The organism is Pseudarthrobacter sp. S3 (assembly GCF_050156905.1).
Classification (GTDB): domain Bacteria; phylum Actinomycetota; class Actinomycetes; order Actinomycetales; family Micrococcaceae; genus Arthrobacter.
In genome coordinates, this window is sequence record NZ_CP189583.1 from 3,720,230 (window position 1) to 3,745,208 (window position 24,979).

The 24,979-nt window shown below is 66.0% G+C and carries 20 protein-coding genes and 2 pseudogenes; 11 read left to right on the top strand and 11 right to left on the bottom strand.

Going from position 1 to position 24,979, the window contains the following annotated elements:
• Positions 1-11 precede the first annotated feature (11 nt).
• Positions 12-1,247: an NYN domain-containing protein gene (locus ACQCSV_RS17905; RefSeq protein ID WP_354154459.1), complete on the top strand. Its 1,236-nt coding sequence runs from the start codon at positions 12-14 to the stop codon at positions 1,245-1,247.
• A gap of 72 nt (positions 1,248-1,319) precedes the next feature.
• Entirely contained in the window at positions 1,320-3,194 is a 1,875-nt protein-coding gene (locus ACQCSV_RS17910; RefSeq protein ID WP_426938899.1) for a Na+/H+ antiporter, read from the top strand.
• Between the two features lie 23 nt (positions 3,195-3,217).
• On the opposite strand, the gene ACQCSV_RS17915 is transcribed toward ACQCSV_RS17910, so the two are convergent.
• Entirely contained in the window at positions 3,218-3,643 is a 426-nt protein-coding gene (locus tag ACQCSV_RS17915) for an ester cyclase (protein ID WP_160674918.1), read from the bottom strand.
• 398 nt (positions 3,644-4,041) lie between these two features.
• Here ACQCSV_RS17915 and ACQCSV_RS17920 point away from each other — a divergent pair.
• Both ACQCSV_RS17920 and ACQCSV_RS17925 read left to right on the top strand, forming a co-directional pair.
• A pseudogene (locus tag ACQCSV_RS17920) lies at positions 4,042-4,185 on the top strand (MFS transporter); the annotation flags it as partial.
• Positions 4,186-4,413: 228 nt separating this feature from the next.
• Positions 4,414-5,319 (top strand): alpha/beta hydrolase, encoded by a 906-nt coding sequence (locus ACQCSV_RS17925; protein ID WP_354154456.1) that lies wholly within the window; start codon positions 4,414-4,416, stop codon positions 5,317-5,319.
• A gap of 55 nt (positions 5,320-5,374) precedes the next feature.
• Here ACQCSV_RS17925 and ACQCSV_RS17930 read toward each other — a convergent pair whose 3' ends face one another.
• A complete protein-coding gene (locus ACQCSV_RS17930; protein ID WP_354154455.1) occupies positions 5,375-6,013 on the bottom strand; it encodes a GPP34 family phosphoprotein in 639 nt (212 codons plus the stop codon).
• A gap of 145 nt (positions 6,014-6,158) precedes the next feature.
• Between ACQCSV_RS17930 and ACQCSV_RS17935 the strand changes: the two genes are divergently transcribed.
• From ACQCSV_RS17935 to ACQCSV_RS17955, 5 genes are read left to right on the top strand one after another with little or no spacing between them, the layout of a single operon-like run.
• On the top strand, positions 6,159-7,058 hold the full coding sequence (locus ACQCSV_RS17935; protein ID WP_354154454.1) for a MurR/RpiR family transcriptional regulator: 900 nt from the start codon (positions 6,159-6,161) through the stop codon (positions 7,056-7,058).
• Positions 7,059-7,109: 51 nt separating this feature from the next.
• Entirely contained in the window at positions 7,110-8,021 is a 912-nt protein-coding gene (locus ACQCSV_RS17940) for an NAD(P)-dependent oxidoreductase (RefSeq protein ID WP_354154453.1), read from the top strand.
• A 54-nt stretch (positions 8,022-8,075) separates the two neighbouring features.
• Positions 8,076-9,623 carry an aldehyde dehydrogenase family protein gene (locus ACQCSV_RS17945; RefSeq protein ID WP_354154452.1) on the top strand — a complete coding sequence of 516 codons (1,548 nt, stop codon included), beginning with the start codon at positions 8,076-8,078 and terminating at the stop codon, positions 9,621-9,623.
• Between the two features lie 54 nt (positions 9,624-9,677).
• Positions 9,678-10,904 (top strand): amidohydrolase, encoded by a 1,227-nt coding sequence (locus tag ACQCSV_RS17950; RefSeq protein WP_354154451.1) that lies wholly within the window; start codon positions 9,678-9,680, stop codon positions 10,902-10,904.
• Positions 10,901-12,292, top strand: a complete 1,392-nt coding sequence (locus tag ACQCSV_RS17955; RefSeq protein ID WP_354154450.1) for a DUF3100 domain-containing protein — start codon at positions 10,901-10,903, stop codon at positions 12,290-12,292. The genes ACQCSV_RS17950 and ACQCSV_RS17955 overlap by 4 nt, the downstream gene beginning before the upstream one ends.
• A 132-nt stretch (positions 12,293-12,424) precedes the next feature.
• On the opposite strand, the gene ACQCSV_RS17960 is transcribed toward ACQCSV_RS17955, so the two are convergent.
• The 4 genes from ACQCSV_RS17960 to ACQCSV_RS17975 all read right to left on the bottom strand — a co-directional run bounded on the left by ACQCSV_RS17960 (position 12,425) and on the right by ACQCSV_RS17975 (position 17,232).
• Positions 12,425-13,093 (bottom strand): GntR family transcriptional regulator, encoded by a 669-nt coding sequence (locus tag ACQCSV_RS17960; RefSeq protein WP_354154449.1) that lies wholly within the window; start codon positions 13,091-13,093, stop codon positions 12,425-12,427.
• 44 nt (positions 13,094-13,137) lie between these two features.
• Positions 13,138-14,124, bottom strand: coding sequence for an ornithine cyclodeaminase family protein (locus tag ACQCSV_RS17965; protein WP_354154448.1), 987 nt, complete (start codon positions 14,122-14,124; stop codon positions 13,138-13,140).
• 96 nt (positions 14,125-14,220) lie between these two features.
• Positions 14,221-15,555 (bottom strand): amidohydrolase family protein, encoded by a 1,335-nt coding sequence (locus tag ACQCSV_RS17970; protein WP_426938900.1) that lies wholly within the window; start codon positions 15,553-15,555, stop codon positions 14,221-14,223.
• Positions 15,556-15,744: 189 nt separating this feature from the next.
• A complete protein-coding gene (locus ACQCSV_RS17975) occupies positions 15,745-17,232 on the bottom strand; it encodes an amidohydrolase family protein (protein WP_354154446.1) in 1,488 nt (495 codons plus the stop codon).
• A gap of 145 nt (positions 17,233-17,377) precedes the next feature.
• On the opposite strand from ACQCSV_RS17975, the gene ACQCSV_RS17980 reads away from it, so the two are divergent.
• Positions 17,378-18,835 (top strand): DUF3100 domain-containing protein, encoded by a 1,458-nt coding sequence (locus ACQCSV_RS17980; protein WP_354224383.1) that lies wholly within the window; start codon positions 17,378-17,380, stop codon positions 18,833-18,835.
• A 101-nt stretch (positions 18,836-18,936) separates the two neighbouring features.
• Positions 18,937-20,184 (top strand): amidohydrolase family protein, encoded by a 1,248-nt coding sequence (locus tag ACQCSV_RS17985; protein ID WP_354154444.1) that lies wholly within the window; start codon positions 18,937-18,939, stop codon positions 20,182-20,184.
• Positions 20,185-20,230: 46 nt separating this feature from the next.
• Here the strand turns inward: ACQCSV_RS17985 and ACQCSV_RS17990 are convergent, their stop codons facing one another.
• From ACQCSV_RS17990 to ACQCSV_RS18010, 5 genes and pseudogenes are all read right to left on the bottom strand, one after another.
• Positions 20,231-20,974, bottom strand: coding sequence for a GPP34 family phosphoprotein (locus tag ACQCSV_RS17990; protein WP_354154443.1), 744 nt, complete (start codon positions 20,972-20,974; stop codon positions 20,231-20,233).
• A 351-nt stretch (positions 20,975-21,325) separates the two neighbouring features.
• Positions 21,326-21,493 (bottom strand): annotated as a pseudogene (locus ACQCSV_RS17995) (alpha-L-arabinofuranosidase); the annotation flags it as partial.
• 157 nt (positions 21,494-21,650) lie between these two features.
• Positions 21,651-22,601 carry a carbohydrate ABC transporter permease gene (locus tag ACQCSV_RS18000; protein ID WP_354154442.1) on the bottom strand — a complete coding sequence of 317 codons (951 nt, stop codon included), beginning with the start codon at positions 22,599-22,601 and terminating at the stop codon, positions 21,651-21,653.
• Positions 22,598-23,416, bottom strand: coding sequence for a sugar ABC transporter permease (locus ACQCSV_RS18005; protein ID WP_354154441.1), 819 nt, complete (start codon positions 23,414-23,416; stop codon positions 22,598-22,600). The genes ACQCSV_RS18000 and ACQCSV_RS18005 overlap by 4 nt, the downstream gene beginning before the upstream one ends.
• Positions 23,417-23,511: 95 nt before the next feature.
• Positions 23,512-24,864, bottom strand: a complete 1,353-nt coding sequence (locus ACQCSV_RS18010) for an extracellular solute-binding protein (RefSeq protein ID WP_354154440.1) — start codon at positions 24,862-24,864, stop codon at positions 23,512-23,514.
• Positions 24,865-24,979: the final 115 nt, after the last annotated feature.

Genomic DNA, 24,979 nt, shown 5'->3' on the forward strand with positions numbered 1-24,979 from the left:
AAACTGGGCCAATGAATGAGGCGCTCCCACCGTCCCGCAGGCCCGGCATCCGGGCTGCGATGTTTGTCGATTTCGACAATGTCTTCACCGGCCTGCAGGCGCTGGATCCCCTGGCGGCGAAGCGCTTTGCCGAAGACCCGAAGCACTGGGCCGACGCGTTGTCAGCAGGAGGGTCCGGGGAGGACGCCCGCAGGTTCCTGATCCGCAACTGCTACCTGAATCCGGTCGTGTACTCGAAATACAGAACATACTGGACCCGCGCCGGCTTCCGCGTGATCGACTGTCCGTCGCTGACGCAGCGGGGCAAGAGCAGCACGGACATCAACCTGGTCCTTGACGCCATGGACGCACTGTCCGGCAAGGTTGGCATCGAAGAGTTCTTCATCGCTTCCGCTGACGCCGATTTCACGTCCCTGATCCAACGGTTCCGGGCCGCAGACCGGATGACCACAGTCATCGCAGCCGGCGCCGTAGCGTTCGCGTACCGGGAGATGGCGGACCATGTGGTGGAATCCCACGACTTCGTCGCCATCCTCAACGGCTCAACCGTGGAACCGGTTCGTGCGGTGGCGTCCGGCGAGCAACAGAGTGTCCCGGCCGCCGCGAAGGCAAAGACCAAATCCGCCTCGCCCGCCATCCGTGAGGTCCTTGAGTTCGTCCGCGCCGCTCCGGGACCGGTAAACGGCGCGATGGTGGCCCACCGGGCCCTCACGGCGGAGCCATCCCTGAAGACCGACTGGGGCGGCTGGGGAAAGTTCGGGACCTGGGTGTCCCAGATCGGTCAGGGTGTGGAATACTCCCCGGCCCAAGGTGGCTGGGTCTGGGACGCGAAGCGGTTCGCGAGCGAGGATCTGCCCGCACCTGCGGACCTCCAACCCGGCATCGAGGAACAGGTCACCAGGGTCACCGATGTGCCCGCACTTTCAGCAGCCCAGTTCCGGCAGATGTTCCAGGCCATGGCAGCCAGGCTTCACGAGCATCCGCTCAACCGCACCGAACTGTCCCGCATGGTGCGCGACGACTGCGTCACCGCGGACCAGCCGGTCTCCCGCAACGCCGTGAGCTTTGTCCTTCAAGGCCTGGCCTACGTCAATTTCCCGCTCACCGACGAAGCGACGGCGGAAGGCCTGGCCGCAGCCTGGACCGCGAACGTGGAGGAACTCTGCCGGGTGGCGCTCCTGGAGTTCGACGCCGCCGAGAAGCTTGCCGTCCGGCGCTGGGCCAGCGGCGGACTACTGGACGCTTAACAGCAGGTAAGGCGGGCGAAGTTTCTTGGTTGGCCCCGGACAGCTTTTCGTGCAGCCTGAGAGAATGGCCCAATGGAGATCGCACTGGGACTTCTGGTACTTGTCGCAGTGGTCTGTGCCGGGAGTGCACTTGGCCGTAAGCTCAACATTTCCGTTCCGCTGCTGCTGGTCCTGGCGGGCGTCGCCGGTTCCTTCCTGCCCTTCGTTGCGCGCATTGAGCTGAACCCGGAACTGGTCCTCGTGGGCTTGTTACCGCCGCTGCTTTACGCCGCGGCGCTGCGGACTTCCCTCTTCGATTTCCGCTCCAACCGCCGCGCCATCGGGCTGCTCTCCGTGGGCTACGTCATTTTCGGCACCATCACCGTGGGCTTTGTGGTCTGGTGGCTGTTCCCTGAAATCCCGTTGGCCGCAGCAATCGCCCTCGGCGCCGTCCTGGCGCCGCCGGATGCTGTGGCCGCGACAGCGATCGCCCGGAAGGTAGGGATGCCGCGCAGGATCGTCACCATCCTTGAGGGTGAATCCCTCGTCAACGACGCAACGGCACTGATCTGCCTCCGCGCTGCCATTGCCGCCATCTCGGGGTCAGTGTCCGCAGCGGAGATCGCCGGTGGATTCCTGCTCGCGGCCGGGGGCGGGGTGGTAACCGGCATGGCCGCCGCCTACGTGCTCACCGAGCTTCGGAAGCGGATCCGGAACGTCCCCATCAACACTTCAACGTCGCTTGTGGCCCCCTTGGTCGCGTACCTTCCGGCGGAGGCGATACACGCCTCCGGTGTCCTCGCCGTCGTCGTTACCGGCCTGATAATGGGCACCAAGGCGCCATCCATGCCCAACGGTGCCGCCCGGCTGAGCCAGCGCAGCAACTGGAACACGGTGCAGTTCCTTCTGGAAAATGCGGTGTTTCTGCTGATCGGCCTACAGGTACGGACCATCATCGAGGGCGTCCAGGACGACTCCCTTGGCGCAGGCCGGATCTGGGCCGGCTGTGCTGTGATCCTGCTGGCGGTGCTGCTGCTCCGGCCGGTGTGGGTGTTTCCGGCGACGTACCTGCCCAGGCTGATTCCGGCCGTGCGGCGGGACGACCCGGCGCCGCCGTGGTGGTTCGCGGCGATTGTCTCCTGGGCCGGGATGCGAGGGGTGGTCACCCTGGCCGCGGTGCTGGTGCTGCCCGCGGATTTGGTGCACCGTCCGGTGCTGATCCTGGCTGCCCTGGTGGTGGTGGGCGGCACGCTGACGCTGCAGGGTTTCACTCTTCCGGCACTGGTCCGCGTCCTGCGGGTCCAGGGCCCGGACCAGCGCGAGGACGCACTGAACCAGGCATCGCTGATGCAGCGGGCCACCGCTGCCGGCGTGGCCCGCCTGCAGGAACTGCGTACGGATGACGATCCGCCGGAGGTCGTGGCCATGCTGAAACGGCGCACCCAGGAGCGCGGGTTGGCTGCCTGGGAACGGCTCGGCCGGCCGTCGGCGGAAGCCGCGACCCCCAGCGAGCGCTACGCCCGGCTACGGCTTGCCATGCTGGAAGCAGAAAGGGCCACGGTGCTGGAGCTGCGGCGCGGCGGCGCCTACGCCCAGGAGGTCCTCAGTGACGTCCTCGAGCGGCTGGACGTTGAGGAATCCATGCTGGACGTGGCGCTGGACGAGGTGGACACTTCCGGCGAGGGCGGCGGCGAAGGGATCGCGAGGCCGGGCGGGGTGTGCGGCCACCTGGAGTCGGCCCGGTCCCTGGAGGTGCCCCGCGGCGCCTACTGCGCGGGCTGTCTGAGGGAAGGCACGACGACGGTTCACTTGCGGATGTGCCTGGCCTGCGGCAACGTGGGGTGCTGTGATTCGTCGCCCGGAACCCACGCTTCCAAGCACTTCGACGGGACCCGGCACCCGGTCATGCGGAGCATCGAGCCGGGAGAAGACTGGCGCTGGTGCTACCAGGACGACCTGCTGGGGTGACGAAGGAGGTCCGTGGCGGGGAGCTAACCTTCGGGCATCTGGATTACACCGAGCTGCTGCATCAGCCCGAGGTCATCGCGGTCCGACCAGTGCTCGACGATCTTTCCGTTTTGGACCCGATGGATCGCCACCGCGGTCTCACGTAGTTCGGCGCCTGTGGGAGGCAGCGGTCCGGGGAGGTCGCCCTCATGTCGACCGGTCGCCGTCAGCCTGGTGACCACTTTGTCCCCTTCGGCGACCTGGTCCTGAATCTCGTGGGTGCCCGGCGTCGCCGTCCAGAATATGCGGAAGGCCTGTTTCAGGCCTTCGCGTCCTGCCGGCAGCCCCGGGAATGGCGGATTATGGTCAAGGTAGTCTTCAGCGACCAGATCATCCATCGCATCGATATTCCCGGCGTCGATCTCGGCGTAGAAGCGCCGCACGAGCGTTTTGTTGTCCTCAGATTCCACGGCCGTCCTTCCGTTTGTACACGGAGTACGTACTCGGACCGGCTCATCTGTGCGGGCTGTCAAGTGTCCCGTGGGAGGCCAGTCTAAGCCCGCTGGGCTTGGCCATGGTAGGTGACGCCGGCAGAGCTTCAGTGCCGTTTCGAGCCAAACGCCAGAGTGCGGTGGATGCCTGTGTGGTCCAAGGCGCTTGTCAGGCGTCGGCGAAGGCGAGCCCGCGTGCCCGCGTGCCCAAGTAGTGCACCTCGTGACGGACAGGCACTGGTCACGGGTGCCTGCGGGACCGGAACTCGCCCCCTAAGAATCTCGCAGTGGAGTCCAGCGGGCACCCGAGTGATGCCGGAGGCTTCTGGTGCGGGCAGCGTAGCCCGCACTGTGGAGGTCGAGGGAAGCGTGACGCCATCGACACGTCCCTACGCACTTCGGCGCAGCGGCCCCGCACGTTCGCCGGGATCCTGGTGAACACCGCCAACATCACCACCAGCTACCTGTGGTTCGCCCGCACGTTCTGGGTGTACCTGGAGACGCGCAAATTGATCGCCACCGCGTATGCACAGGCCGCTGCCGAAGCGGCGGAGAAGGCGGCATCGCCCGCTCTGGATGAGTAGGGACGTACAGAACGCGGACGACGGCGGGACCTCCCGCCGTCGTCCGTTTCCGCTTGGTGCCAACCCAGGCAGCTGTGCTCGGCATCTCCGGTCCAGATACGCCACGGCTCCGAATCCTTTGTAGACATCAACAGTGTTGGCAGAGACCACCAGAGGAAGGCGGGCATGAGCGTTCGGCAGGAATCCGCGGCGAGGGCGGGCACGCTGCGGCGGCACATCATTCCCACCGGACTGGGCCCGTGCACGGTGCGTGTCCAACACGGCACCGGGTTTCCAGCGTCCGGCATCCCGGAGGTTTACCTTCACGGCGCCGCGGGATCCTGGACCACTTTTGAGCCGCTGCTGTCCGCAGCGTCGCCCCGCGATCGCGTCCTGATCGATCTGCCGGGCTGGGGCGAATCCACCGCGGGTGCCCGGCTGGAGCACTTCGGCATCGAGGCGATGGCGTGCGCAGTCACCGAGGTGTTGAACGGGCTCGGCTACGCGCGATGGAACCTCGTGGGCCACTCCATGGGAGGCTTCCTGGCGTTGCATATTGCCGCGGTTTGGCCGGAGCGGACCGCCAGCGCGGCCGCCATTTCGGCCACCACATTCGGCGTGTCCGAGGCCACCCGCCAGCCACTGCGCAACCTGTCCCGGTTCCCGGCGTTTGTCGGCATGAGGCTGCTGATGCGCTCAATGGCGGCCCTCGGTCCGGCGGGCCTGGTAGTGGTCCGTGCAGTCGGTGCCACACCCGTGATGGGACCGTTGATGTCACCGTTCTTCGCAGATCCCGCACGCATCCCCGCGTCCGTGATCCGTGGGCTCGGCCATGACGCCCGCCCGGCCAGCTTCTCCGCGGCGGCCCGGGCTGTGGCGCACTACGACTTTGACCAGTGGCGCGGCATCCGCTGCCCCGTCCTGGCCACCCGCGGGGACACTGACGTGTTCACGTCCCTTTCCGACCTGGACCGCCTTGCCGCCACAGTTCCGAACGTCCGGACCGTGACGATCCCCCATTGCGGCCATTTCGCCAACGTCGAGCAGCCGCAGCAGGTGAGGCGATTGCTCGAGGACCTGTGGTCACTGTGACCGGGCAGCGTGGCCAAGCCGACGACGGCGGAACCTCCCGCCGCGGTCCGCATTCCTACGTTGCGGCTTCTGCCTCCGCCAGCCTGATCATGCGCAGCTCGCCGGCCACCGCGCGGGACGGCCAGTAGGAGTTCGCCAGTTCCCTCGCATGGCCCTGATCTGCTGCCGGGAAAATTTTCCCGAGCAGCTCCGCCGAGTAGAGCAGCGCCGTGAGGGCGGTAGTACGCGAATCGGAGGCTGCACCCCTGAGCGCGGCCTCGACCCCATTCAGCAGTGCCGCCTCCGGAGCGTGGTCTTTCTCCGGGTACCGCGTGGTCCTGAAGAGGCCAAAGTGCCTTTCGCCCACATGCTCCACGATGCCCAGCGACGCCATGCCCTCATAGATGCGGTGCAGCTCGGCGCGGCTCTCCAGCATCGAGACCCACCGTTTGGGAGTGTGCGGGCGCGACTTGTCCCGGATGATCTCCAGCTGGTGCTGGAAGTCCGTATGCGGGGTGACGCCGGTAGCCCTGACATGCTTCCCCTGCAGCTCGATCGCACCGATCAGGTCCAGCTCGGCCAGGATCGCACCGGCCAATGCGGCCCTCAGGACGGGCTGCGGAACGGCGGACTGGCCGTCCTTGTCATTGGTGGCCAGGAGGAGCAGGGCCTGGGGAAGGTTCAGCGCTTCCGCCTTGGGCATTTCAGCGTTCATACGATCATGGTGGACCCGCCGGGCCACCCACCACAACGATGATTTACAAGCCGGAAACCAAAACCACTATCCGCAATCGAAATTGCAGAGTACATTTAATGCAATCAGCCTTGCAGAGTGATGCACGTTACAGAAGAGGTCCGGTTTGAACACCCACGCGGTCGATCTTGAAGCCGGTACAGCAGGCGACAGCAGCTCCGGAAACCTTACGCACGCCTGGCTCGGCGACGTGTTCCCCGATGTTCCGCTGTCCAAGGCCCAGAGCCGGGTGGTGGATGTCATCGGCCGCAATCCGCAGCTTTCCTCCTACGCCGACATCGCCGAAATTGCCCAGCGCGCCGATGTCAACAACTCCACGGTAGTCCGCGCCGCCCAGCACCTGGGCTACCGCGGCTGGCCCGACCTCCAGCGGGAACTGCGCGCCCGGTACCTCGTGATGATCTCCACCGAGGACACCCTGACCGAGCACGGCGAACACCGCAGCCCCCTGCACGACGCGATCAACCACGACATCGAGAACCTGCGCCTGACGCTGGACTCCAACACAGCCGACGACGCCGAGGCCGCCATTGCTGCCATGGCAGCCGCGAAGTCCATCACCGTCATCGGGCTTGGCTCGTTTGCCGGGCCCGCCAGCGTCATGGCACACCTGGGTTCCACTATGGGCTACCCCATCACCCTGGAGAACCGCGGCGGCGTCCACCTCGCCTCCAGCACCAACACCCTTGGCCCCGGGGATGTACTGGTGGTCATCAACATGTGGCGCTCCATCCGGCAGATCATTGTCACCGCCGAGGCAGCGAAGCAGGCGGGCGCCACGGTCATTGCCATCAGCGACATGCGCCGCGGCCGCCTCGCAGCAGCGGCCGACCACCTCCTGGTGGTGGCATCGGAAGGGATCTCCTTCTTCCAGTCCGTCACCGGAGCAAACTCCCTGGTCTACGGCCTGCTCGCGGGCATGGAGGCGGCGCACCCCGAACGCAGCCGCACCGCCATCCGCCGCACCCAGCAGCTCTGGAAAGACCTGGACATCTATCTCGACTGACCCCGGCACCAATGACAGGCCCCACACCGCATACCTTTCCCGGGAGTTTTTATGAACACCAGCACCCACCGCCGCGTCGCCGTCATAGGCCTCGGCGCCATGGGCGGGGCGATGGCCGCCGCCCTCCACCGCGCAGGCTGGGACGTCACCGGTTTCGACCCTTCAGACAGCGCCCGGGCTGCCGCTTCCGAAGCAGGAATCGCCACCACCGCCAACCTCGCGGACGTCGCCGGAACCGCCTACGCAGTCCTCTCCCTCCCCGCGGCCAGCATCGTGGAAACCACTGTGCCCCAGCTCCTGGCAGCACCGGGAACCGTCGCAATCATCGATACCACCACCTCCGAACCGGGCACCAGCAAGCACATGGCAGAGCTGGCGGAAGCACGGGGGGCAGCCTTTGTGGACGCGCCGGTCTCCGGTGGCCGCGACGGCGCCGCAACCGGATCCCTGAGCGCCTTCGTCGGAGCGACGGACGCCGCCCTCGCAGCGGCCGAGCCAGTCCTGCTCGCCCTCACCGGCGGCAAGTACAGCCACATCGGCGGCCCCGGCAGCGGCAACGTGATCAAACTCCTCAACAACGTCCTGGCCGCGGCCAACCTGGTCTCCGTGGGTGAGGCCCTCGGCGTCGCCAAGGCCTACGGCATCGATCCCGCCACGGCCGCGGCCAGCATCAGCGAAGCCTCCGGCGGCAGCAAAGTCTCCGCGAACATGTATCCGAACTGGGTCCTCAGCGGCACCCACAATTCGGGCTTCTCGCTGGGCCTGATGGCACGCGATGCCGCCCTCGCCGTGGAGGTGGCCGCGCAGATCGGCGAAAAGCCGGCGCTGCTCGCCGCCGTCGCAGGCCAGTGGCAGGAGGCCTTGGCCGTCCTCGGGCCGCGGGCCGACTTCACCGAAATCGCCAGGACCGTCGCCCCTGCCATCACGCCCGCCGGCGCCCCCAGCACCAGCCCGGACAACTAAGCACCGCTCCCGTCGCTTAAGCAGCCACTCCCCCAGCCTCAAAGGATCACCACATTGAGCATCACCACAGCACCCACCTCCTCCTCGGCAGCCACCGCCCGGGCCGTCCTGGACGCAGCCTTCCCGGCCGGCCTCGGCGCCTTCGTTGACGGCAAAGTAGTCTCCGGCAGCGGCAAGAGCATCACGCTCACCGCGGCCGCCACCGGCGAACCCTTTGCCACCTACGCGGACCCCGGCGCCGAGGGTGCCAACGCCATCCTGGAAAGCTCGACGGCGGGCGCAGCGGTCTGGGGCGGGCTGAACGGGTTCGAACGGGCAGCCATCCTCCGCAACGTCAGCCGCTTTGTGGAGGCACACGCGGAGGAACTGGCCATCCTCGAGTCCGCCACCACCGGAAAACCCATCCGTGACGCCCGCGTCGAAGCCGCCAAGGTGGCCGAGATGTTCGGCTACTACGCCGGCTGGGCGGACAAGCTGACCGGGCAGACCATTCCCGTTCCCGGGCCGTGGCACACCTACACGGAGCGAGTCCCGTGGGGCGTCGTGGTCGCCATCACCCCCTGGAATGCTCCGCTGTTCACGGCGGGCTGGAACTCCGCCGCACCGCTGGCCGCCGGCAATGCCGTGATGATCAAGCCCAGCGAATTCACCCCGGCCTCCTCGGTCCGGCTCGCCCAGCTGGCCCACGAAGCAGGGCTGCCGGCAGGCGTCTTCAACGTAGCGGCAGGACTGGGCCAGACCGTGGGCGCCGCCCTCACCACCGACCGGCGCGTCGGCAAGATCAGCTTCATCGGCTCCGTCCCCACCGGCCGCCGGGTGGCCGTAGCGGCAGCGCAGGCCGGGATTCCCGCCCTGCTGGAACTCGGCGGCAAGAGCGCCAACATCGTGTTCGCCGACGCCGACCTGGACCGGGCCGCCGACGGCGCCGTCTCGGCGATCTTCTCCGGCGCCGGCCAGTCTTGCGTGGCCGGATCACGGCTCCTGGTGGAGCGCAGCGTCCACGCCCAGTTCGTTGAAATGGTCGCCCACCGGGCTGCGCGGCTACGGCTCGGCGACCCGCTGAGCGCGGACACCGAGGTGGGCCCCATCATCACCGCCCAGCAGTTCGCCACCGTCAACACCCTGATTGAGGCCGGAATGCACGACGGCGGCCGCCGGGTCACGGGGGCCGCGCTTCCGGAGGCGCTGGCCGGGTCCGCGCTGGCCGGCGGGCACTGGGTCATGCCCACGCTGCTCGATGGCGTCACACCGTCGAACCGCCTCGAAACCACGGAGGTCTTCGGCCCCGTGGTGGGCGCGGACGCGTTCGACACCGAGGCCGAGGCCATCGCGCGGGCCAACAACACCAACTTCGGCTTGGCTGGTGCCGTGTGGACCTCGGATGTTTCCCGGGCGCACCACATTGCCCGCGAGGTGAAGGCCGGTACGTTCTGGATCAACTCCTATAAAACCATCCACGTGGCGGTCCCGTTCGGCGGCTTCGGCGATTCCGGCCACGGCCGTTCCTCCGGCCCCGGGGTCCTGGACGAGTACACCCAGACGAAGGCCATCTGGGTGCCCACGCGGGCGGCAGACTCCCCCTTCCCGTCGCTGTCCTACTAAAGCGTCCTACTAAATCGTCCTCCTCATGCGTCCAACTGAAGCAGGCAGGTATTTATGGAACTGACAGACACAACCCCCGCGATGGCGGCTCTCCGCGGGGCCCTCGCGGACGGCGTCGAACGCTGGAAGCCCCGGGTGCAGGACCTGGCGCGGGAAATCCACGCCCACAGGGAGGTCTCGTTCGAGGAAGTCCGCTCGGCCGAGGCCATCGCGGCCCTGTTGGCAGAGGGCGGCTTTGCGGTGGAGCGCGGCACGGGGGGCCTGCCCACCGCGTTCACAGCGAGCGCCGGCCGCGGTGAACTGACCGTCGCGCTGTGCGTGGAATACGACGCACTCCCGGGCATCGGCCACGCCTGCGGGCACAACCTGATCGCGGGCGCCTCCGTCGCAGCGGCCCTTGCGCTGCAGCCCTACGTCGACGAACTGGGCATCACGCTGAAGGCCATCGGAACGCCCGCCGAGGAACACGGCGGCGGCAAGGTGCTCATGCTGGAACAGGGGGCGTTCGACGGCGTCGGGCTGGCTTTGATGGTCCATCCCGTCCAGGACGGCCTGACGTACAACCCCGCGGGGACCAGCGCCCAGGCCGTGGGCCGGTACAAGGCGACGTTCACCGGGAAGGCCGCGCACGCTGCGGCAGCCCCGCACCAGGCCGTGAACGCGGCAGACGCCGCCGTGCTGAGCCAGGTGGCCGTCGGCCTGCTCCGGCAGCAGATCCCCGGCGACCACCGCATCGCGCTGTACGTTGCCGAGGCCGGCCACGTCACGAACATCATTCCGGACCGGGCGGTGGTCCAGTTTGAGTGCCGGGCCTTCACCCTGCCGGAATACGAGGCGCTGCTGGAGCGGGTCCGCCGCTGCTTCGAGGGAGCCGCGCTGGCCACCGGAACCACGCTGGCCATCGAGGCAACGGAGCCCCTCTACGAGCCGCTGCTCCAGGACGACGCCCTGGCTGCGCACTGGACGGCGGCGATGGACGCGTTCGGCAAGGACACATCCCCGTCGGCCGGCCTCAGCGGCGGGTCAACCGACATGGGCAACATCTCCCAGGTCATCCCGTCCCTGCATCCCTGGCTCAGCATTCCCGGGGCCAACGTACCCATCCACTCGCACGCGTTCGCCGCGCTGGCCGACACCTCCGAGGCGTACGGTGTGATGTTCGAGGCAGCCACCGCGCTGGCCTGGACCGTCGCCGCCGCGGCCTCGACCCCCACCGAACGGGAACGCTTCACCAAAGCGGCATACCGCCGTCGTACTCTCACCCAGGAAGGCACATCATGAGTACCAGCACCACAACCACGCGGATCGATAAAGCTGGTGCCCGGCTGACGCTTCCGGTCGCCGCGCTGGCCTTTGTCATTGCGCTGGCCGTCCAGTTCATCGGCCAGGCCAAGATCGATATCGGAATCGGCGCCATCGTCATCTTCCCCATGGTCTGGGGCCTCATCCTGGGGCTTTTGGTCTCCATCCAGAAGTTCAAGCCCCTGGGCCTGGACCTGCAGCGGATCGCCGCTGCGCTGGTGGGCGTGGCCGTGCTGCTGCTGGTGGCCAGGCTGGCGTTCAACATCGGGCCCAGCCTCCCCAGCCTGATCAAAGCAGGGCCGGCCCTGCTGCTGCAGGAAGTGGGGCACCTGCTGGGCACCGTCATGCTGGCGCTCCCCCTGGCCGTCCTGCTCCGGATGGGCAAGGCAACGGTGGGCGCTACGTTCTCCCTTGACCGGGAGCCTTCCTTCGCCATGGTCTCCGAAAAGTACGGCCCCGACTCGGACCAGTACCGCGGAGTGCTGGCCATGTACGTCTTCGGAACGCTGTTCGGCGCCGTGTACATCACGCTGCTCACCTCACTGGTGGCCAACTGGAAGATCTTCGATCCGCTGGCCCTGGCGATGGGCGCCGGCGTAGGATCCGGCTCCATGATGGCGGCGTCCTCGGCCAGTATCATCGCGGCCTATCCGGCGGACCAGGAAGCCATCCTGGGCATGGCGGCGGTGTCCAACCTGATCACCACCATCCTTGGCGTCTACGTAGGCATCTACATTGCGCTGCCGCTTGCGGACCGTTTCTACAAGCTCCTCACCCGCCGGCAGACCCGCGAAGCCGCCGCGGTTGCAGCCGGGGCTCCAGGCGCACCCGGGGCCCCCGCCGAGCGCGGCCTGGCCGACATTGAGCGGGAAGAGGCCCAGGCCGAAGAAAACCGGCGCTTCCGCGAGCGCGTGGCTGAATCCTCCGCAGCCATCAAGCTCCCGCTGTGGCTGTCCCTGTCGGTCCTGACGGTCCTCGGCATCGGCACGGCGTCGGTGGCGGCCAAGGGCTTCAGCCTCACGATCGTCGGCGGGTACGGCATTATGCTCGCACTGGTCCTGGTCAGCATCGCGCTGGCGAAGGTCACCAAGAAGATCTCGGCGATCGTCTACATCACCACGATCGGTGCCTACATCTCCAGCCCGTGGTTCTTCGGGGCGGAGGCGCTCACAACGGTCATCAAGACGGTCGACTTCCTGTCCATCGCCACGGTGATGCTGACGCTCGCGGGCCTGTCGCTTGGTAAGGACATCCCCTTGTTGAAGAACATCGGCTGGAAGATCATTCCCGTGGGCCTGGTGGCCATCACCTCGTCCTTCCTCCTCTCCACCGTCATCGCGGAGTTCGCCCTCGGGCTCTGGCACTAACATGCAACGCGGGGTCACTTACGGCCCAATAATGGGCACCTATTGGGCCAAAAGTGACCCCGCGTTGGGCCACCCCTCCCCGCTGCTTTCGCGGCCAAGGTGAGCTGACGACGGCGGGACCTCCCGCCGTCGTCAGCTTTCGGGCAGGCGCCCGGCCAGTCCTTGGAGCGACGGTTCACGGCCCAGCTCCACATGCGCGAAGGCCAGCGCCGCCGCCAGATCCGGCTTGCCGTCATAAATGGCCTGGCACAGGCTCAGGTGCTCCGCACACTGAACCTGGGGGTCACGGTGCCCGGTCAAAGTGAAGAGCCACTGCATCCTGCCCAGCAGGGGCTTCATGGAGTACTCCAGCAGCGAGTTGCCCCCCATCGCCACGATCTCTGCGTGCAGGGCCGTATTGCTGAGAGGGATCTGCGCATGGTCGTGGCGCAGGGTTGCTTCTTCTGCCTGGCCCATCATTTGCTGCAGCCGCGACCACGGCTGGCCTCTTGCCGAGGCCTGGGCCGCGAGGCGTGCGGCGAGGACTTCCAGGCTGAGCCGCACCTCAAAGAGCTCGTTGACGTCGCGCAGGGTGATCTGCTTGACGGTGGCACCACGCCGGGGGGAGGCGTCAATGAAGCCTTCGGCTTCGAGCTGCTGGAGGGCTTCCCGGACGGGCACCCGGGAAACAGCCAGAGTCTGGGACAGCTCACGCTCCCTGAGCCGGGACCCTGGCGCGAAGTCACCTGAGATGATCAACTCCCGGATCCGTTCCCGGGCAGTATCAGCCGAGGACGCCGGGGCTTCCGCTTGGACTGCCATCCATTCCTCCCGTTATTGCTGCGACATCATACGTGCGCGCTTAGTCAGTTATTCAGCTCCACGCGGGTGCCCACCCCTTGATTGAGCGCAGCGTCATACAGGAGCCGCCCGATGGCAAGATCCTGCAGACCGATACCCACCGAGTTGAACAAGGTTACGTCCTCATCCCCCAGGCGTCCTGCTTTTGTCCCCGCCGCCACGTCACCGAGCTCGGCTTCCACATCCTCAAAGCTCATCACACCTTCGGCCACCGGGATGATCAGCCCCCCGGATTTAGCCCTGGCCGTGGCCATGCTGTCCACGAATACCCTGGCCCTCACCATGCCCGCCGAATCAATCTCCCGGTGGTCCGCCCGCGGACGGGATCCGACGGCGTTCACGTGCAGTCCGGGCTGGAACCACTCGCCCCTAACCACCGGCTCTACCGCCGGCGTGAGGGTGCACAGCACATCGGCAGCCTCCACCACTTCCCGGACGCTGTCCGCCCTCGTGACGTTCAGGCCGTAATGGGAAATCTGGTCACAGAAGGCGGCGACCGTGTCCGCGGAACGTGACCACACCACGACGTTTTCAATGGGCAGGACGGCCAGCATGGCTTCCACGTGTGCCACGGCCAGGGCACCTGCACCGACCAGTCCCAGGGTGGTGCTGCCGGGCCTCGCGAGGAGCTTCGTCGCCACGGCACTGGCGGCGGCAGTGCGGACCCGGGTGGGGACTTTGCCGTCCAGGATGGCCAGGGTTTCGCCGGTTAGCTGGGAGACAAGCATGATGGTGGACCGCTGCGTGGGCAGGCCGGACTCCCGGTTTGCCGGGATGTCCGCCAGTAGTTTGACGGACGCGAGCTCCTCGGCGCTGGACAGTGCTGCCATCGGCAGGAACCTCGCGTCCGAGGACGGCAGGAGGAGCGAGTCCGGCGCCGGCTGAATGGCAGTGCCCCGGCTGAGGCCGGCAAAGACGCGTTCGACGGCGGCAATGGTCCCAGGCATATCGGCGAGGGTCTGGAGCTCGGAGGCTTTAAGAATCAAGGTCATGGGTGGCTTTCTGGGTTGGAAGGGCGCGTTTGCCCGGGTGGCTCGGGCAGGAGGAAGGTGGGAGGGGACAGCGTCGCGCTTGTCCGTAACGACCGATCAGAGGTCATTCCGTATAACGACTCCCTGCGCCACCACTACGCTGATTTCTTCCAGGGCCGAGGCACTGTTCAAGGGATCAGAATCCACGATGATCGCGTCTGCAAAGAAACCGCGGACCAGGCGTCCTGCACTCTCACTCCAGCCGAGCAGGGCGGCGGCGTTGACTGTCGCGGCCCGTAACGCGTCCAGCGGTGAAAGCCCGGCCTCAGCAAGCAGACGCGCTTCTGTGCCTATGGGGGTCACATCGGAACCGAAGGAGTCCGTCCCTGCTACCACCGTCACACCGGCTTCATGGGCAGCCCTTACAGCTGCTTTGATGATGGGCGTGTACTCCGCGCCGCGGGCGGCAAGGATCGGGTTGGAAGAACCTGCCATGCTCGTGATGGCGTCCAATGTGGGTGTGAAGTAAGTGCCACTGCGGGCCATCCGGGAGATGGTCTCCTCGCTGACGAAGACGCCGTGCTCGATGCTGCGCACACCGGCCCGGACGGCACCGTCTATCCCCTCTGCGCTGTAGGCGTGGCAAAGCACACCTGCTTTGCCTGCGGCCTTAACCACCGCGGAGAGCTGGTCGTGGTTGTAGACCAGTTCGCGGGGGTCTTGTTCCGCCAGGCCGGCCCGCGGGTTGGCCCGGGTCTTGATCACTTGGGCACCGCGTTTCAGGTTGACGCGGGTGAGGTAAGCAAGGTCCGTCGGTTCTGAGACTCCCCCGGACAAGGCCGCGAGCGGCGCAAGCTCCGGGTCAGCGAGGAGCGAGTCCCCCAGATCGGGTGAGATGAACAGCCCGGCGGGACTCATCCGCGGCGAGGCGCCGGCAGCCCAGGCAGGCAGGGCTGCGAGGGCCACGTCCTGATAGAAGCTGCTTGAACCACTTCTGACGCTGGTCGCTCCGCCCTGCAGGATGGCCCGTGCATCCGAGAGCGCGTTCGCATGAACATGCACGTCGATGAGGCCGGGAAGGACCCACCGGCCGGAGGCATCCACGATGCGGGCACGGCCGGCAAGGGCGGCTACCGCACGCCGTGTTTCCTCCCGGGTGCCGGCCGCGGTGACCTTGCCTCCTTCCAGCACAAGGACCCCGTCCTGCACTGCGTTGCCCGTCTTGGGGTCCACTATGGTGCCGCCCTCGATGATCATCGGCGGGGGCGACGCGGGGCGGGCAGGGTAGCCGGGGCCTGATGCGTTGTCCGCTGCCCTCGCGGCCGGGGCACTTCCGAGCTGGGCAGCCAGACTCGCCACCGAGATTCCCGCCAGGGCGGCCGCCCCGGCCAGGATGCCGCGGCGGGGAACAGTTGGTGGCAGGACAGCGGAGGTGTGATCGTGCAGGCACATTGTTCTCTCCAATGAGAAAGGCCCTTGCGCAGGAGCGCGGGTCCGCTGTCAATAGGTCAAAATCATGGTTCCACCGAGGGCGGATAGGCTTCCACCACAGCGTGCCGGAAGCCCTCGAGTAACTTCATTCTATCGCTTTTGGTATACCAAACCAAGAGTGACCGAATGATGAGCCGAAGGTTGCGGTCGTTACCGGGCAGCCATCGGCTGATCGACTTCCGCGCGTGGATAGGTGGGCGGAAACAGCTCGTCAGGCTCCCGGAGCCGGGCGTCCCGTACCGAGTAGGCCGCCCGCATCGCGTCGAACAGCCGCTGCCCATCAACCCGCAGCGCGTCGAGGTCTATGCCGGGCAGGGCGCCGCCAACCACGACCGGGCGCCCTGCCACGAAGGTGTCGGTCACCTGGCGTGCGGTCCCGTTGAGCACAAGCGTCCGCAGCGGGTCTTCGACGACGCCGTCGCCGAAGTTGGTCAGGGACACCACCGTAATGTCGGCCTGCATGCCGGGGGCAAGCCTCCCCAAGTCAGCCCGTCCGAGGGCCCGTGCGCCGCCGAGGGTCGCGGCATCGAAATAGTCCGCCAGGGTCCCGGCGTCAGGCCTCCCCTCAACCAGCCGGGTCAGGTGCATGCCAGCGTCCATGCCGCGCACAAGATCCGGCGGGAAGGAGTCAGTACCCAGGCAAATGTTGATGCCTGCCTCGCGGAAACGGTCGAATGAAACAAGTTGCTTCTGGTAGCGGAACGATGTCAGCGGGCAATGGACAATGCTGACGCCGTGGCGGGCCAGCGTGTCAAGCGGGCCGCCCGGCGCTGACGCGGCGGGGTCCTTGCCGTCGATCACCACACCATGCGGGATGAGAAGCCGCGCGCCGAACAGGCCTGTGGATTCGAGCAGTTCCAGGACGCCTCGGCCAGCGGATTGCTGCAGGAACTCCTCCTCGAGCGGGGACTGGAGGCAGTGCAGCCGGACCAGCGCGTCCCGCTCCCTAGCTATCTGCGCCGTCTGCCGCATGAGGTCTTCGGACAGCGTCTCAATGCGGCACGGCAGCAGGGCCCCGGTGACGAGCGGGTCCGCGAGACCCGCGGCGTAGTCCATGAAGCGCTCTGCGTCGCGCAGGCCCGCAAGCCCCCGGGCCTCGTCGAAGTGGACCTCGCGGTCGCCTGCGGCGGTGATGACATGGACCCCGGAACGGTAGGCCGGCCCCAGGTAGCCGCGCAGTCCGATCCGGCGGCTTGTCTCTGCCATGTCCACGATCTCATCGAGGCCTTCGGCCCAGGAACTGTGGATTTCCGAGGCGATCGGCATGTAGGTCGTGATGCCGTGCAGGGCGAGCTGCGCCAAGGCGAACTCGCGGACCGTGGCGCGCTCCGAGGGCGTGAACACGTCCCGGCGACGGTTGGCGAAGTAGTCCTCTGACCACAGATGGCCGGGGGCGACATCGGGCGAGGGCCACGAGTCCAGGATGAGGTGATCGATGTCGGCGAGGGCGTCGAGGTCTATCAGGCCGGGCATGACCAAACTCTGGCCATAGTCGCGCTCCTCATCGACCAGGCCCCCGTAGTTGCGCCCCACGAAGACGATGGAATCTTCGTCGAAGACAACTTCGCCGTCCTCGATGAGCGTGTGCCGTGTTCCGTCGAACCCCAGAACGTACCGGGCCGAGATTTTCTTGTACAACGCGCCTCCTTGGCGAACAGCGGATAAATGTGACTTGCCTCTCAATGGGTACGAGTATACAGTCACTTGGTATACCAAGAACAAGATTCCGCAAAGCGGGATGTTTTTGTTCTGAATCCTGACCCCCCCTCGAAAGGCCTGCGTCATGCGCAATGAAGCGAAGACCACAGGCGGCTCCGTGACCGCCCTTGTGGACGCGCCGCCGTCCCGTTCTTTCCGCGCCCGCCCCGCCCTGTGGCTGGTGATGATCGCACTCTCCACCGCCATCTGTGCCGCAGCCATCACGATCGGCACTCACAAGTTCCAGCTTGGCCCGGCCGCAATCGTCCTGATGCCCATCCTGTGGACCGTGCTCATCGGCGGATTCCTCGGTGTCCAGAAATGGAAACCGATCGGCGGGCGTGCGCGTGCGGTGTCCACCCACCTGATGGACGTATCCATAGTCTTCTTCCTGGCAGGTCTGGGCACTCAGATAGGCCCGTCGTTGACGAAGTTCACCGGCCTCGGCCCCGCGATACTCCTGCAGGAAGTGGGACACGTGGTGGGCACGGTGGTCCTGGCCCTGCCGGTCGCGGTGGCCCTTGGCCTGGGCCGCACTGCGATCGGCGCCACCTGGTCGATCGACCGTGAGTCCTACCTTGCCTTCGCCATCCAGCGCTTCGGCGTCCGCTCCCCCGAATACCGCGGCGTGTTCGCTGTGTGGGTGCTGGGCAGCGTTTTTGGCGCCGTGTTCATCTCCCTCCTGGCCGGTCTGCTCGGCGGAATGGACTTCTTTGATCCCAGGGCCCTCGCGTTGGGCCTGGGCCTGGGGTCCGCCTCCATGATGCTCGGGGGCGTGGGCGCCCTGTCCATCCTGTATCCGGAGATGGCTGGGGAGATCATGGCCCTCGCCGCACTGTCCAACCTCGTCACCAACATCGTCGGCTTCTACGCAGGTGTCTTCATCGCGCTGCCCATGTGCCAGAAGCTTTACAAGATGTGGTCCCGCATTTTCGGGCGGGACGATCTCGGCCGCCGTGTCCGCCGCGGCGCCCTCATGGGCGCTGTGACTGGAACCCAAGCGGGCAGGTCAGGCCCGGCTCACCCGGGCGGCGCAGCGCTCGAGTCCGGTGAGGCCTCGGGCATCGACACAGTGGACGTCAACAGCATCGAAGAAGACCCCGTTGTTGTCCGGACACCCAGGACGTGGCTCATCGCGTTCGCCGCGACCGGGGTGGCCGGCTTCCTGCTCAACGCCCTCGGCACAGGTTCACTGCTGCCACTGGATGCCGTCGGCGTCCTCATCCTGCTGGCCCTCACAGCCATCGCGCTTGTGCTCGCCAAGCTCGTCCCGGTGGTTCCGTCCAGCATCTGGGTCCTGGCTCTGGCCACCATTGCCTCCGCGACGTTCCTGCCCATCGGCCCCTTCGTCGCCTCCGCTACGCAGCACATCAGCGTCCTCTTCGCCGGCCTGCCCCTGATTGCCCTGATCGGCATGTCGCTTGGCCGTGACGTCAAGGCCCTGCGCTCACTGAGCTGGAAGATCGTCATCGTCGCCCTGATCACGTTCACGGCGAGCTTCGTCGCCGCAGCAGCCATCGCGCAGGCTGCCTTCCACTTCTAGTACACGCTGCTTCCAGTACATGCTGAGGTAGGGAGGCACCGGTCCCGCGGGATCGGTGCCTCCCCAGCCGTCATTCATTACCCAGCCGAAAGGAATGAACAATGCTCATTACCAACGTCCGCCCCTGGGGCGGGGACGCCGTAGACCTTGAAGTTCGCCAAGGGCGGATCGCGGCCGTTCACCCCGCGGGGACCGCCGTCGTAGCAGCAGACGCCGACGGCGGGGCGGTCGACGGCGGGGCGGTCGACGGACGGGGCCGGATCGCCGTGCCCGCGTTCACCGACGTGCACGTCCATCTCGACTCGACCAGGATCGGGCTGCCGTTCCGGGAGCACACAGCCTCGCCCGGCGTGTGGAACATGATGTGCAACGACCGGGAAAACTGGCGCGACACCCCCGTCCCCTACGTCGATGTAGTGCGGGGAACGCTGGAACGAATGATTGCGCGGGGCACCACTCGCGTCCGTTCCTACGCCCAGATCGACGTGGACTGCAAGCTTGAGCGCTTCGAGGCAGTCATGGCCGCGAAACAGCACTTCGCCTACGCCGCCGATGTAGAAGTCATGGCCTTCCCGCAGGCAGGCCTGCTGCTGGAGGACGGCACTGTCCCGCTCCTTGAGGAGGCCCTCCGCGCAGGTGCGACAACCATCGGCGGCATTGATCCCTGCCAGCTGGACCGGGACCCGGTCCGCCATCTGGACATCGTCTTCGGTCTGGCGGAGAAGTACGGCGTCGACGTCGACATTCATTTGCACGAGCCTGGCCACCTGGGGGTCTTCAGCGCGGAACTGATCTTCGAACGCACCCGTGCGTTGGGGATGGAGGGACACGTGTCGCTGTCCCACGCTTACGATCTCGCCAATGTCCACCCCGATGTGACCGCTCGGCTTGTGGAGCAGATGGCCGATCTCGACGTTGCCTGGGCGACGGTCGCCCCGGCAAGCGGCGGGTCGCAATTCGACCTCGCCCGGATGACCGAGGCGGGGATCCGTGTCGGTTTGGGCGAGGACGGGCAGAGGGACTACTGGAGCCCCTACGGCAATTGCGACATGCTCGACCGCACGTGGCAGTTGGCCTTCACGCACCGGCTGCGCAAGGACCGGCTGATCGAGCACTGCGCGGCGATCGCCACCGTCGGAGGCGCATCCATCATGGACCGAACCGTCCAGCGCCTCAGCAGTCCCGACGACCGGCCGGGCCTGGCTCCCGGAGATCGGGCGGACATCGTCCTGGTTGATGGCGAGACCATCACGAGCACCGTCATGGACCGCGGCGCCGACCGCACCGTCATCCACGATGGGCGGCTCGTCGCCGACAGCCTGGCGGTTCTTCCGAACCCGGCCGCATAAGGACGCCCTACGGCTCCCGTGCCTAGCTAGCGGTTTGCGGGCAGCTTCACAGGTTTGCCGCCTCTTGCTCCGCCAGCCTGATCATCCGAAGTTCGTCCTCCACCGCACGGGACGGCCAATAGTCCTTCGACAGCTCATTTGCCCGGGTCAGATCCGCTGCCGGGAAGAGCTTGCCGAGCAGTCCGGACGCCTGGAGCAGGGCGATCAGCACGATGGTCCTGGCGTCGGGTGCCTTGGTATCAGGCTTGGCAGCGGGCTTCGGGGAATCGGTCGCCACGGCGTCAGCCGTCCCGGCATCGGTCGCCGTGGTATCGGGCGCCTCAAGATCGGACGGCGCACCGCTGAGTGCGGCCTGGATCTTTTCCAGGAGCGCCGCCTCCGGAGCGTGGTCCTTCTCCGGGTACCGCACGGCCCGGAACCTGCCCAGGTGCTTTTCGCCGACATGTTCCACGATGCCCAGTGACGCCATCGCTTCGTAGACACGCTGCACTACGGCGCGGCCCTCCAACATGCCCACCCACCCCTTGGGGGTGTGGGGCCGGGATTTGCCACGGATGACTTCGAGCTCGCGCCGGAATTCTGTTTCCGGCACCTCGCCGGTGGCCCCGACGCGCTTCCCCTGCAGTTCGATCGCACCGATCAGGTCCAGCTCGGCCAATATTGCCCCTGCCACAGTGGTCCTGAGTGCGAACACCGGCACTTCGGGCTTTCCGTTCACGTCGTTCGTTGCCAGAAGGAGGAAGGCCTGGGGAAGGTTCAGCTCCGTCGCCTTCGGGGTTTCAACGTCCATACGAACATGGTGGCCCAGTTGGGCGCCCACCACAATGACGCGCGAATTAGCGGAAGCAGGAGCGGACGACGGCGGGACGTCCCGCCGTCGTCAGCTCAGAGTTGTGCGGCAATTGAGTTAGTTCTTGACGACCTCCAGATCCGATCACGGCGCCGGCAGCGCGAGCCGAAGTTCGGAGCCGCTCGCCTTCGCGCTTAGGTGGCCCGGAAACTGGCTCTCAGCGTCGAACCCGTCCGGCCCAGAGGAGGCTGCTCTCGATCAGAGACGGATTGCGCACAGCCTCCTCTGCGATTGATGTCCTCGCTCCGCCTAATGTCAGCTAAGTGGGCTCACATCAGATTGACATTTGTCACGGGGGTGCTCGCGCCAGCCCGCGTTGGCGACATTGTGCTGCTGGTCCTCGGTGTCCACGTCGCGCTGCGACCAGACGTTCCACTTGTCGAGGGACAGGTTGATGTGCCTTTTGTGTTTGCCCTTGGCACGCACTGCGTCAGCTGTGGCGATCACGGACTCGATAAAGCCGGTCCCGGGCGAGGCGCCCGGCCGGAAGATTGAGTCCAAGTGCACCGGATCATGGTGGCGTGAACAGCGATTGGGTCATGTGGTGGAAAGAAGCGCCACACGACCCAAACGCTTGGTCACCAATGGTCACGGCACGGACCCGTGTGTCATAGGTTTAGCCCTTGATCGCCCCGCCCGTCAGCCCGGTGACCAGGAACTTTTGGGCTAGGAAGGCAAGAGCGATGATCGGGAGAGCCAGCAGAATACTGGCGGCGGCGATGAGTTGGTAGAGGGCGGTGTCTTCAGCAATACCGAACGATGCGATGAATACCGACAGGGTGGTCGCATGCTGCTGCGTCAGTACAACCGGGATCAGGTATTCCTGGATGGCCAGCAGGAACGTGAAGATCCCTGCGGTAATCAGCCCGGGACCGGCAAGGGGCATGATGACCCGACGGAATGCCCCGAAGCGGCTACAGCCATCGATCTGGGCCGCTTCTTCCAGTTCCCTGGGCAGCTCGGCGAAGAAGTTCCGCAACAGCCAGATCGTGAACGGCTGGTTCACCGCCACGAGCGCGATGATCAGCATCAGCTGGGTGTCGTAAATATTGAGGGCCTGTGCGATGGAGTAGAAGGGCAGGACAACGACGAAGCGCGGCAGTGACCGGAAAACAAGTGCCAGCACGAGCAGCCACAACGAGATCCGGGAATCAAACCGGGACAGTGCATAAGCCGCAGGCGCCCCCACGATCAGGGAAATGATGACTGTGACCACGCCGACCACGATGGTGTTCACACCGAATGAGGCGAATTCGGTGGCGTACCAGAGCTGTTCGTAGGCCGTGATCTGGGGGGTGAAGCTCCAGACGGGGGGAGAGATGAACGCGTCTGTGTAGGGCTTGATGGAGGTCAGGAAAGCCCAAACAAACGGGAAGACTGCCACAAACGCCGCCACCGACAGCCCTATGTATGCCATGGCGGTCCGCCACCGGGGGCGGCGTCCTATGGTGGTGTTGCTCAGGGCCCCTCGGGGCCGACGTGGAGGACGGCCATCGACGGCGCGGTCCGGGATGGGTGTCGGCAGCGGGGCCGGGGGAAGGATGCTGACGTTGTTCGGTGCACTCACGCGGATTTCATCTCCCGCCAGGTTTGGCGAATGAAGGGGACGAGGAAGATCAGGATGATGATGATCGTGATGACGTTGATGGCGCTGGCGAGTCCGAGTTGTTGGGTTTCGCCGAGCGCGACGTTGTAGACGTAGGTCATGAGGGACTCAGTGCCGACCGTTGAGGCGGCCGGGGTGATCATCCGGATGCTGTCGAAGACCCGGAAGCCGTCCATGATTGAGATGAGGGCGATGAAGCCGATGAATCCCCTGATGGAGGGCATCACGATGCGCCATTGGGTCTGCCACCAGCCGGCCCCGTCGAGTGCGGCCGCCTCGATCCGTTCGCGGGGGACGGACTGCAGGGCCGCCACCAGGACGAGGATGCCGAACGCCGACTCGTGCCAGATGCTGTGGAAAATGAGTAGGAACTTTGCCGCCGCCGGATCGGTGAACCAGTCCGGTGCGATACCCAGGGGTGCCAGCAGGACATTGACGAAGCCGCCGAAGGTGCTGTTGAACAACCAGGAGAAAACGAGTGCGCCGATTACTGTCGGGACGACATAGGGCACCAGGAGCAGCCCAAGGAAGAAGGCCCGGGCCTTGGCGCGGACGGCGTTGAGCATGAGGCCAACAACGTACCCGCCCACGATCTTTCCTGCCGTCATCGCGGCGGTGTAGACGGTCGTGAACCCGGCTGCGGCCCAAAACCGCGGGTCACCCAACGTGGCCGTGTAGTTGGCGAATCCGACGAACAGACCGGGGTCGCCGTAGCTGACCTTCCTGAAGCTGTCGAAGGCCGTGATGAATAAGGGCCCGGCCATGAGCAAGGTCATGACCAAAATACTGGGGCCGACGAAGATGAAGAATTCGCGTCGTCTCAGTGGACCCACCTCCTAAAATCTGTTGTGGCGGATTCGCCGCGGAATTGTTACTTCAGGTACCCGGCGGTAGTCAGCGCGGCGTTGGCTGCGGCATCGGCCTTGACGAGCGCATCCATCGGGTCCCCGGTGCCGTTGACCGCTTCGACGATGAAGGGACGGGTGCTTTGCTGGATGGTGGGCATAAACGGCTTTAGCGGCAGCGTGCCCGCGCCTGCCTTCAGGGTATCCAGTGCTGCCTGCCAGTAGGGTGCTTTGGCCTGCAGTGCAGGGTCGTTGAGCTTGCTGGCCCGGGAAATGACGGCGAACGGGGCTCCGTTAGTCATTGCCGCGTCTCCGACCGAGGTGGCCAAGACTCCGGCGAGGGTCTCGAAGCCGACCTTGGAGTTCTTGGCGATGGCGAACCCGTCCTGGGTCCACTGGGCGGCCGGCTTGCCGCCGGCCTTTGCCGCCGGTGCCGGAGCGAAGGCGAAATCGTTAGAGAACTTCGACAGGGCCGGGTCGATGAGGGTGGCACCCCGGCCGGCGTAAATGATGCCCATCGCGGCCTGCCCGTTCTGCAGGGCGGCGACGGCCTTGGCGTTGTTCAGGGTCAGGGCATCGCTGGACATGTAGGACTTGAGTTTGCGCAGGTCGTTGATCGCGGCTGCGCCTTCGGGGGAGGCCAATGTGGGCTGTCCCCCGCCGTTGACCCAGGAGCCGCCCTGGCTGGTCAGCGCGTTGTTGAACGCGGTGGAGATATCACTGTCCGCGTTGAAGGAAGCGACGAAAGGTGTTTCGGACTTCCCCGCGGCCTTGATCTTGTCGGCCGCTGCATACAGTTCGTCATAGGTCGTGGGCGCCTGGATGCCCAGGCTGTCCAGGATGTCCTTGCGGTACATCAGAATGTGGACATTCTGCTGGTTGGGCAGGGCATAGAGGTGCCCGTCGTACTTCATCTTCTCCAGCAGCGCCGGATCAATATCGTTGACACCGGAGGCTTCACCGTTCTTGGCCACCCACTCGTCCAGGGGCGCCAGCCATCCCTTGGAGGCGTACTCGACCAGGGTGGTGTTGTAAACCTCCACAATGTCATAGGACGCGCCGTCGGCTGGCTGGGAAAGCGAAAGCGGTGCCTTTTCGAGTTGGGCCGAGAAGTCCACCGGTGAATGGTTGACCTTGAGATTCTTGACCCCGTTGCAGGCGCTCGTCATAGCCTTGGTAAACGGGTCCATACCGGGGGCACCGTAGGCCAGGACATTGACAGTGACCGGGCTGGCCGACTCAGGGGCAAGACAGGTCCCCTTGGCGCCGGTGGCACCGGGAATCTGGCTGCCAGCGCCACAGGCAGCCAGGGACGCCGCCGTAAGGGCGGCTACAGCAAGCAGCAGGGGCGAGCGACCGATTCTTTTGGGAAAGTTCAAAACGTCACCTTAATGATTTGGTGCCCCTAGCGGGCATGAATACGTATGTCCTAGACTGTGGCACAGCTAACATGATTGTCAATAGGCTTGCCGTGAGATGTTTACTGCGAAGCAT

What these genes read in the sequence shown, in the direction of transcription:
- ACQCSV_RS17905 (WP_354154459.1), top strand. Translation starts at nt 12, where the DNA reads ATGAATGAGGCGCTCCCACCGTCCCGCAGGCCCGGCATCCGGGCTGCG.
- ACQCSV_RS17910 (WP_426938899.1), top strand. Translation starts at nt 1,320, where the DNA reads ATGGAGATCGCACTGGGACTTCTGGTACTTGTCGCAGTGGTCTGTGCC.
- ACQCSV_RS17925 (WP_354154456.1), top strand. Translation starts at nt 4,414, where the DNA reads ATGAGCGTTCGGCAGGAATCCGCGGCGAGGGCGGGCACGCTGCGGCGG.
- ACQCSV_RS17930 (WP_354154455.1), bottom strand. Translation starts at nt 6,013, where the DNA reads ATGAACGCTGAAATGCCCAAGGCGGAAGCGCTGAACCTTCCCCAGGCC.
- ACQCSV_RS17940 (WP_354154453.1), top strand. Translation starts at nt 7,110, where the DNA reads ATGAACACCAGCACCCACCGCCGCGTCGCCGTCATAGGCCTCGGCGCC.
- ACQCSV_RS17950 (WP_354154451.1), top strand. Translation starts at nt 9,678, where the DNA reads ATGGAACTGACAGACACAACCCCCGCGATGGCGGCTCTCCGCGGGGCC.
- ACQCSV_RS17955 (WP_354154450.1), top strand. Translation starts at nt 10,901, where the DNA reads ATGAGTACCAGCACCACAACCACGCGGATCGATAAAGCTGGTGCCCGG.
- ACQCSV_RS17960 (WP_354154449.1), bottom strand. Translation starts at nt 13,093, where the DNA reads ATGGCAGTCCAAGCGGAAGCCCCGGCGTCCTCGGCTGATACTGCCCGG.
- ACQCSV_RS17965 (WP_354154448.1), bottom strand. Translation starts at nt 14,124, where the DNA reads ATGACCTTGATTCTTAAAGCCTCCGAGCTCCAGACCCTCGCCGATATG.
- ACQCSV_RS17970 (WP_426938900.1), bottom strand. Translation starts at nt 15,555, where the DNA reads ATGTGCCTGCACGATCACACCTCCGCTGTCCTGCCACCAACTGTTCCC.
- ACQCSV_RS17980 (WP_354224383.1), top strand. Translation starts at nt 17,378, where the DNA reads ATGCGCAATGAAGCGAAGACCACAGGCGGCTCCGTGACCGCCCTTGTG.
- ACQCSV_RS17985 (WP_354154444.1), top strand. Translation starts at nt 18,937, where the DNA reads ATGCTCATTACCAACGTCCGCCCCTGGGGCGGGGACGCCGTAGACCTT.
- ACQCSV_RS17990 (WP_354154443.1), bottom strand. Translation starts at nt 20,974, where the DNA reads ATGGACGTTGAAACCCCGAAGGCGACGGAGCTGAACCTTCCCCAGGCC.
- ACQCSV_RS18005 (WP_354154441.1), bottom strand. Translation starts at nt 23,416, where the DNA reads ATGACCTTGCTCATGGCCGGGCCCTTATTCATCACGGCCTTCGACAGC.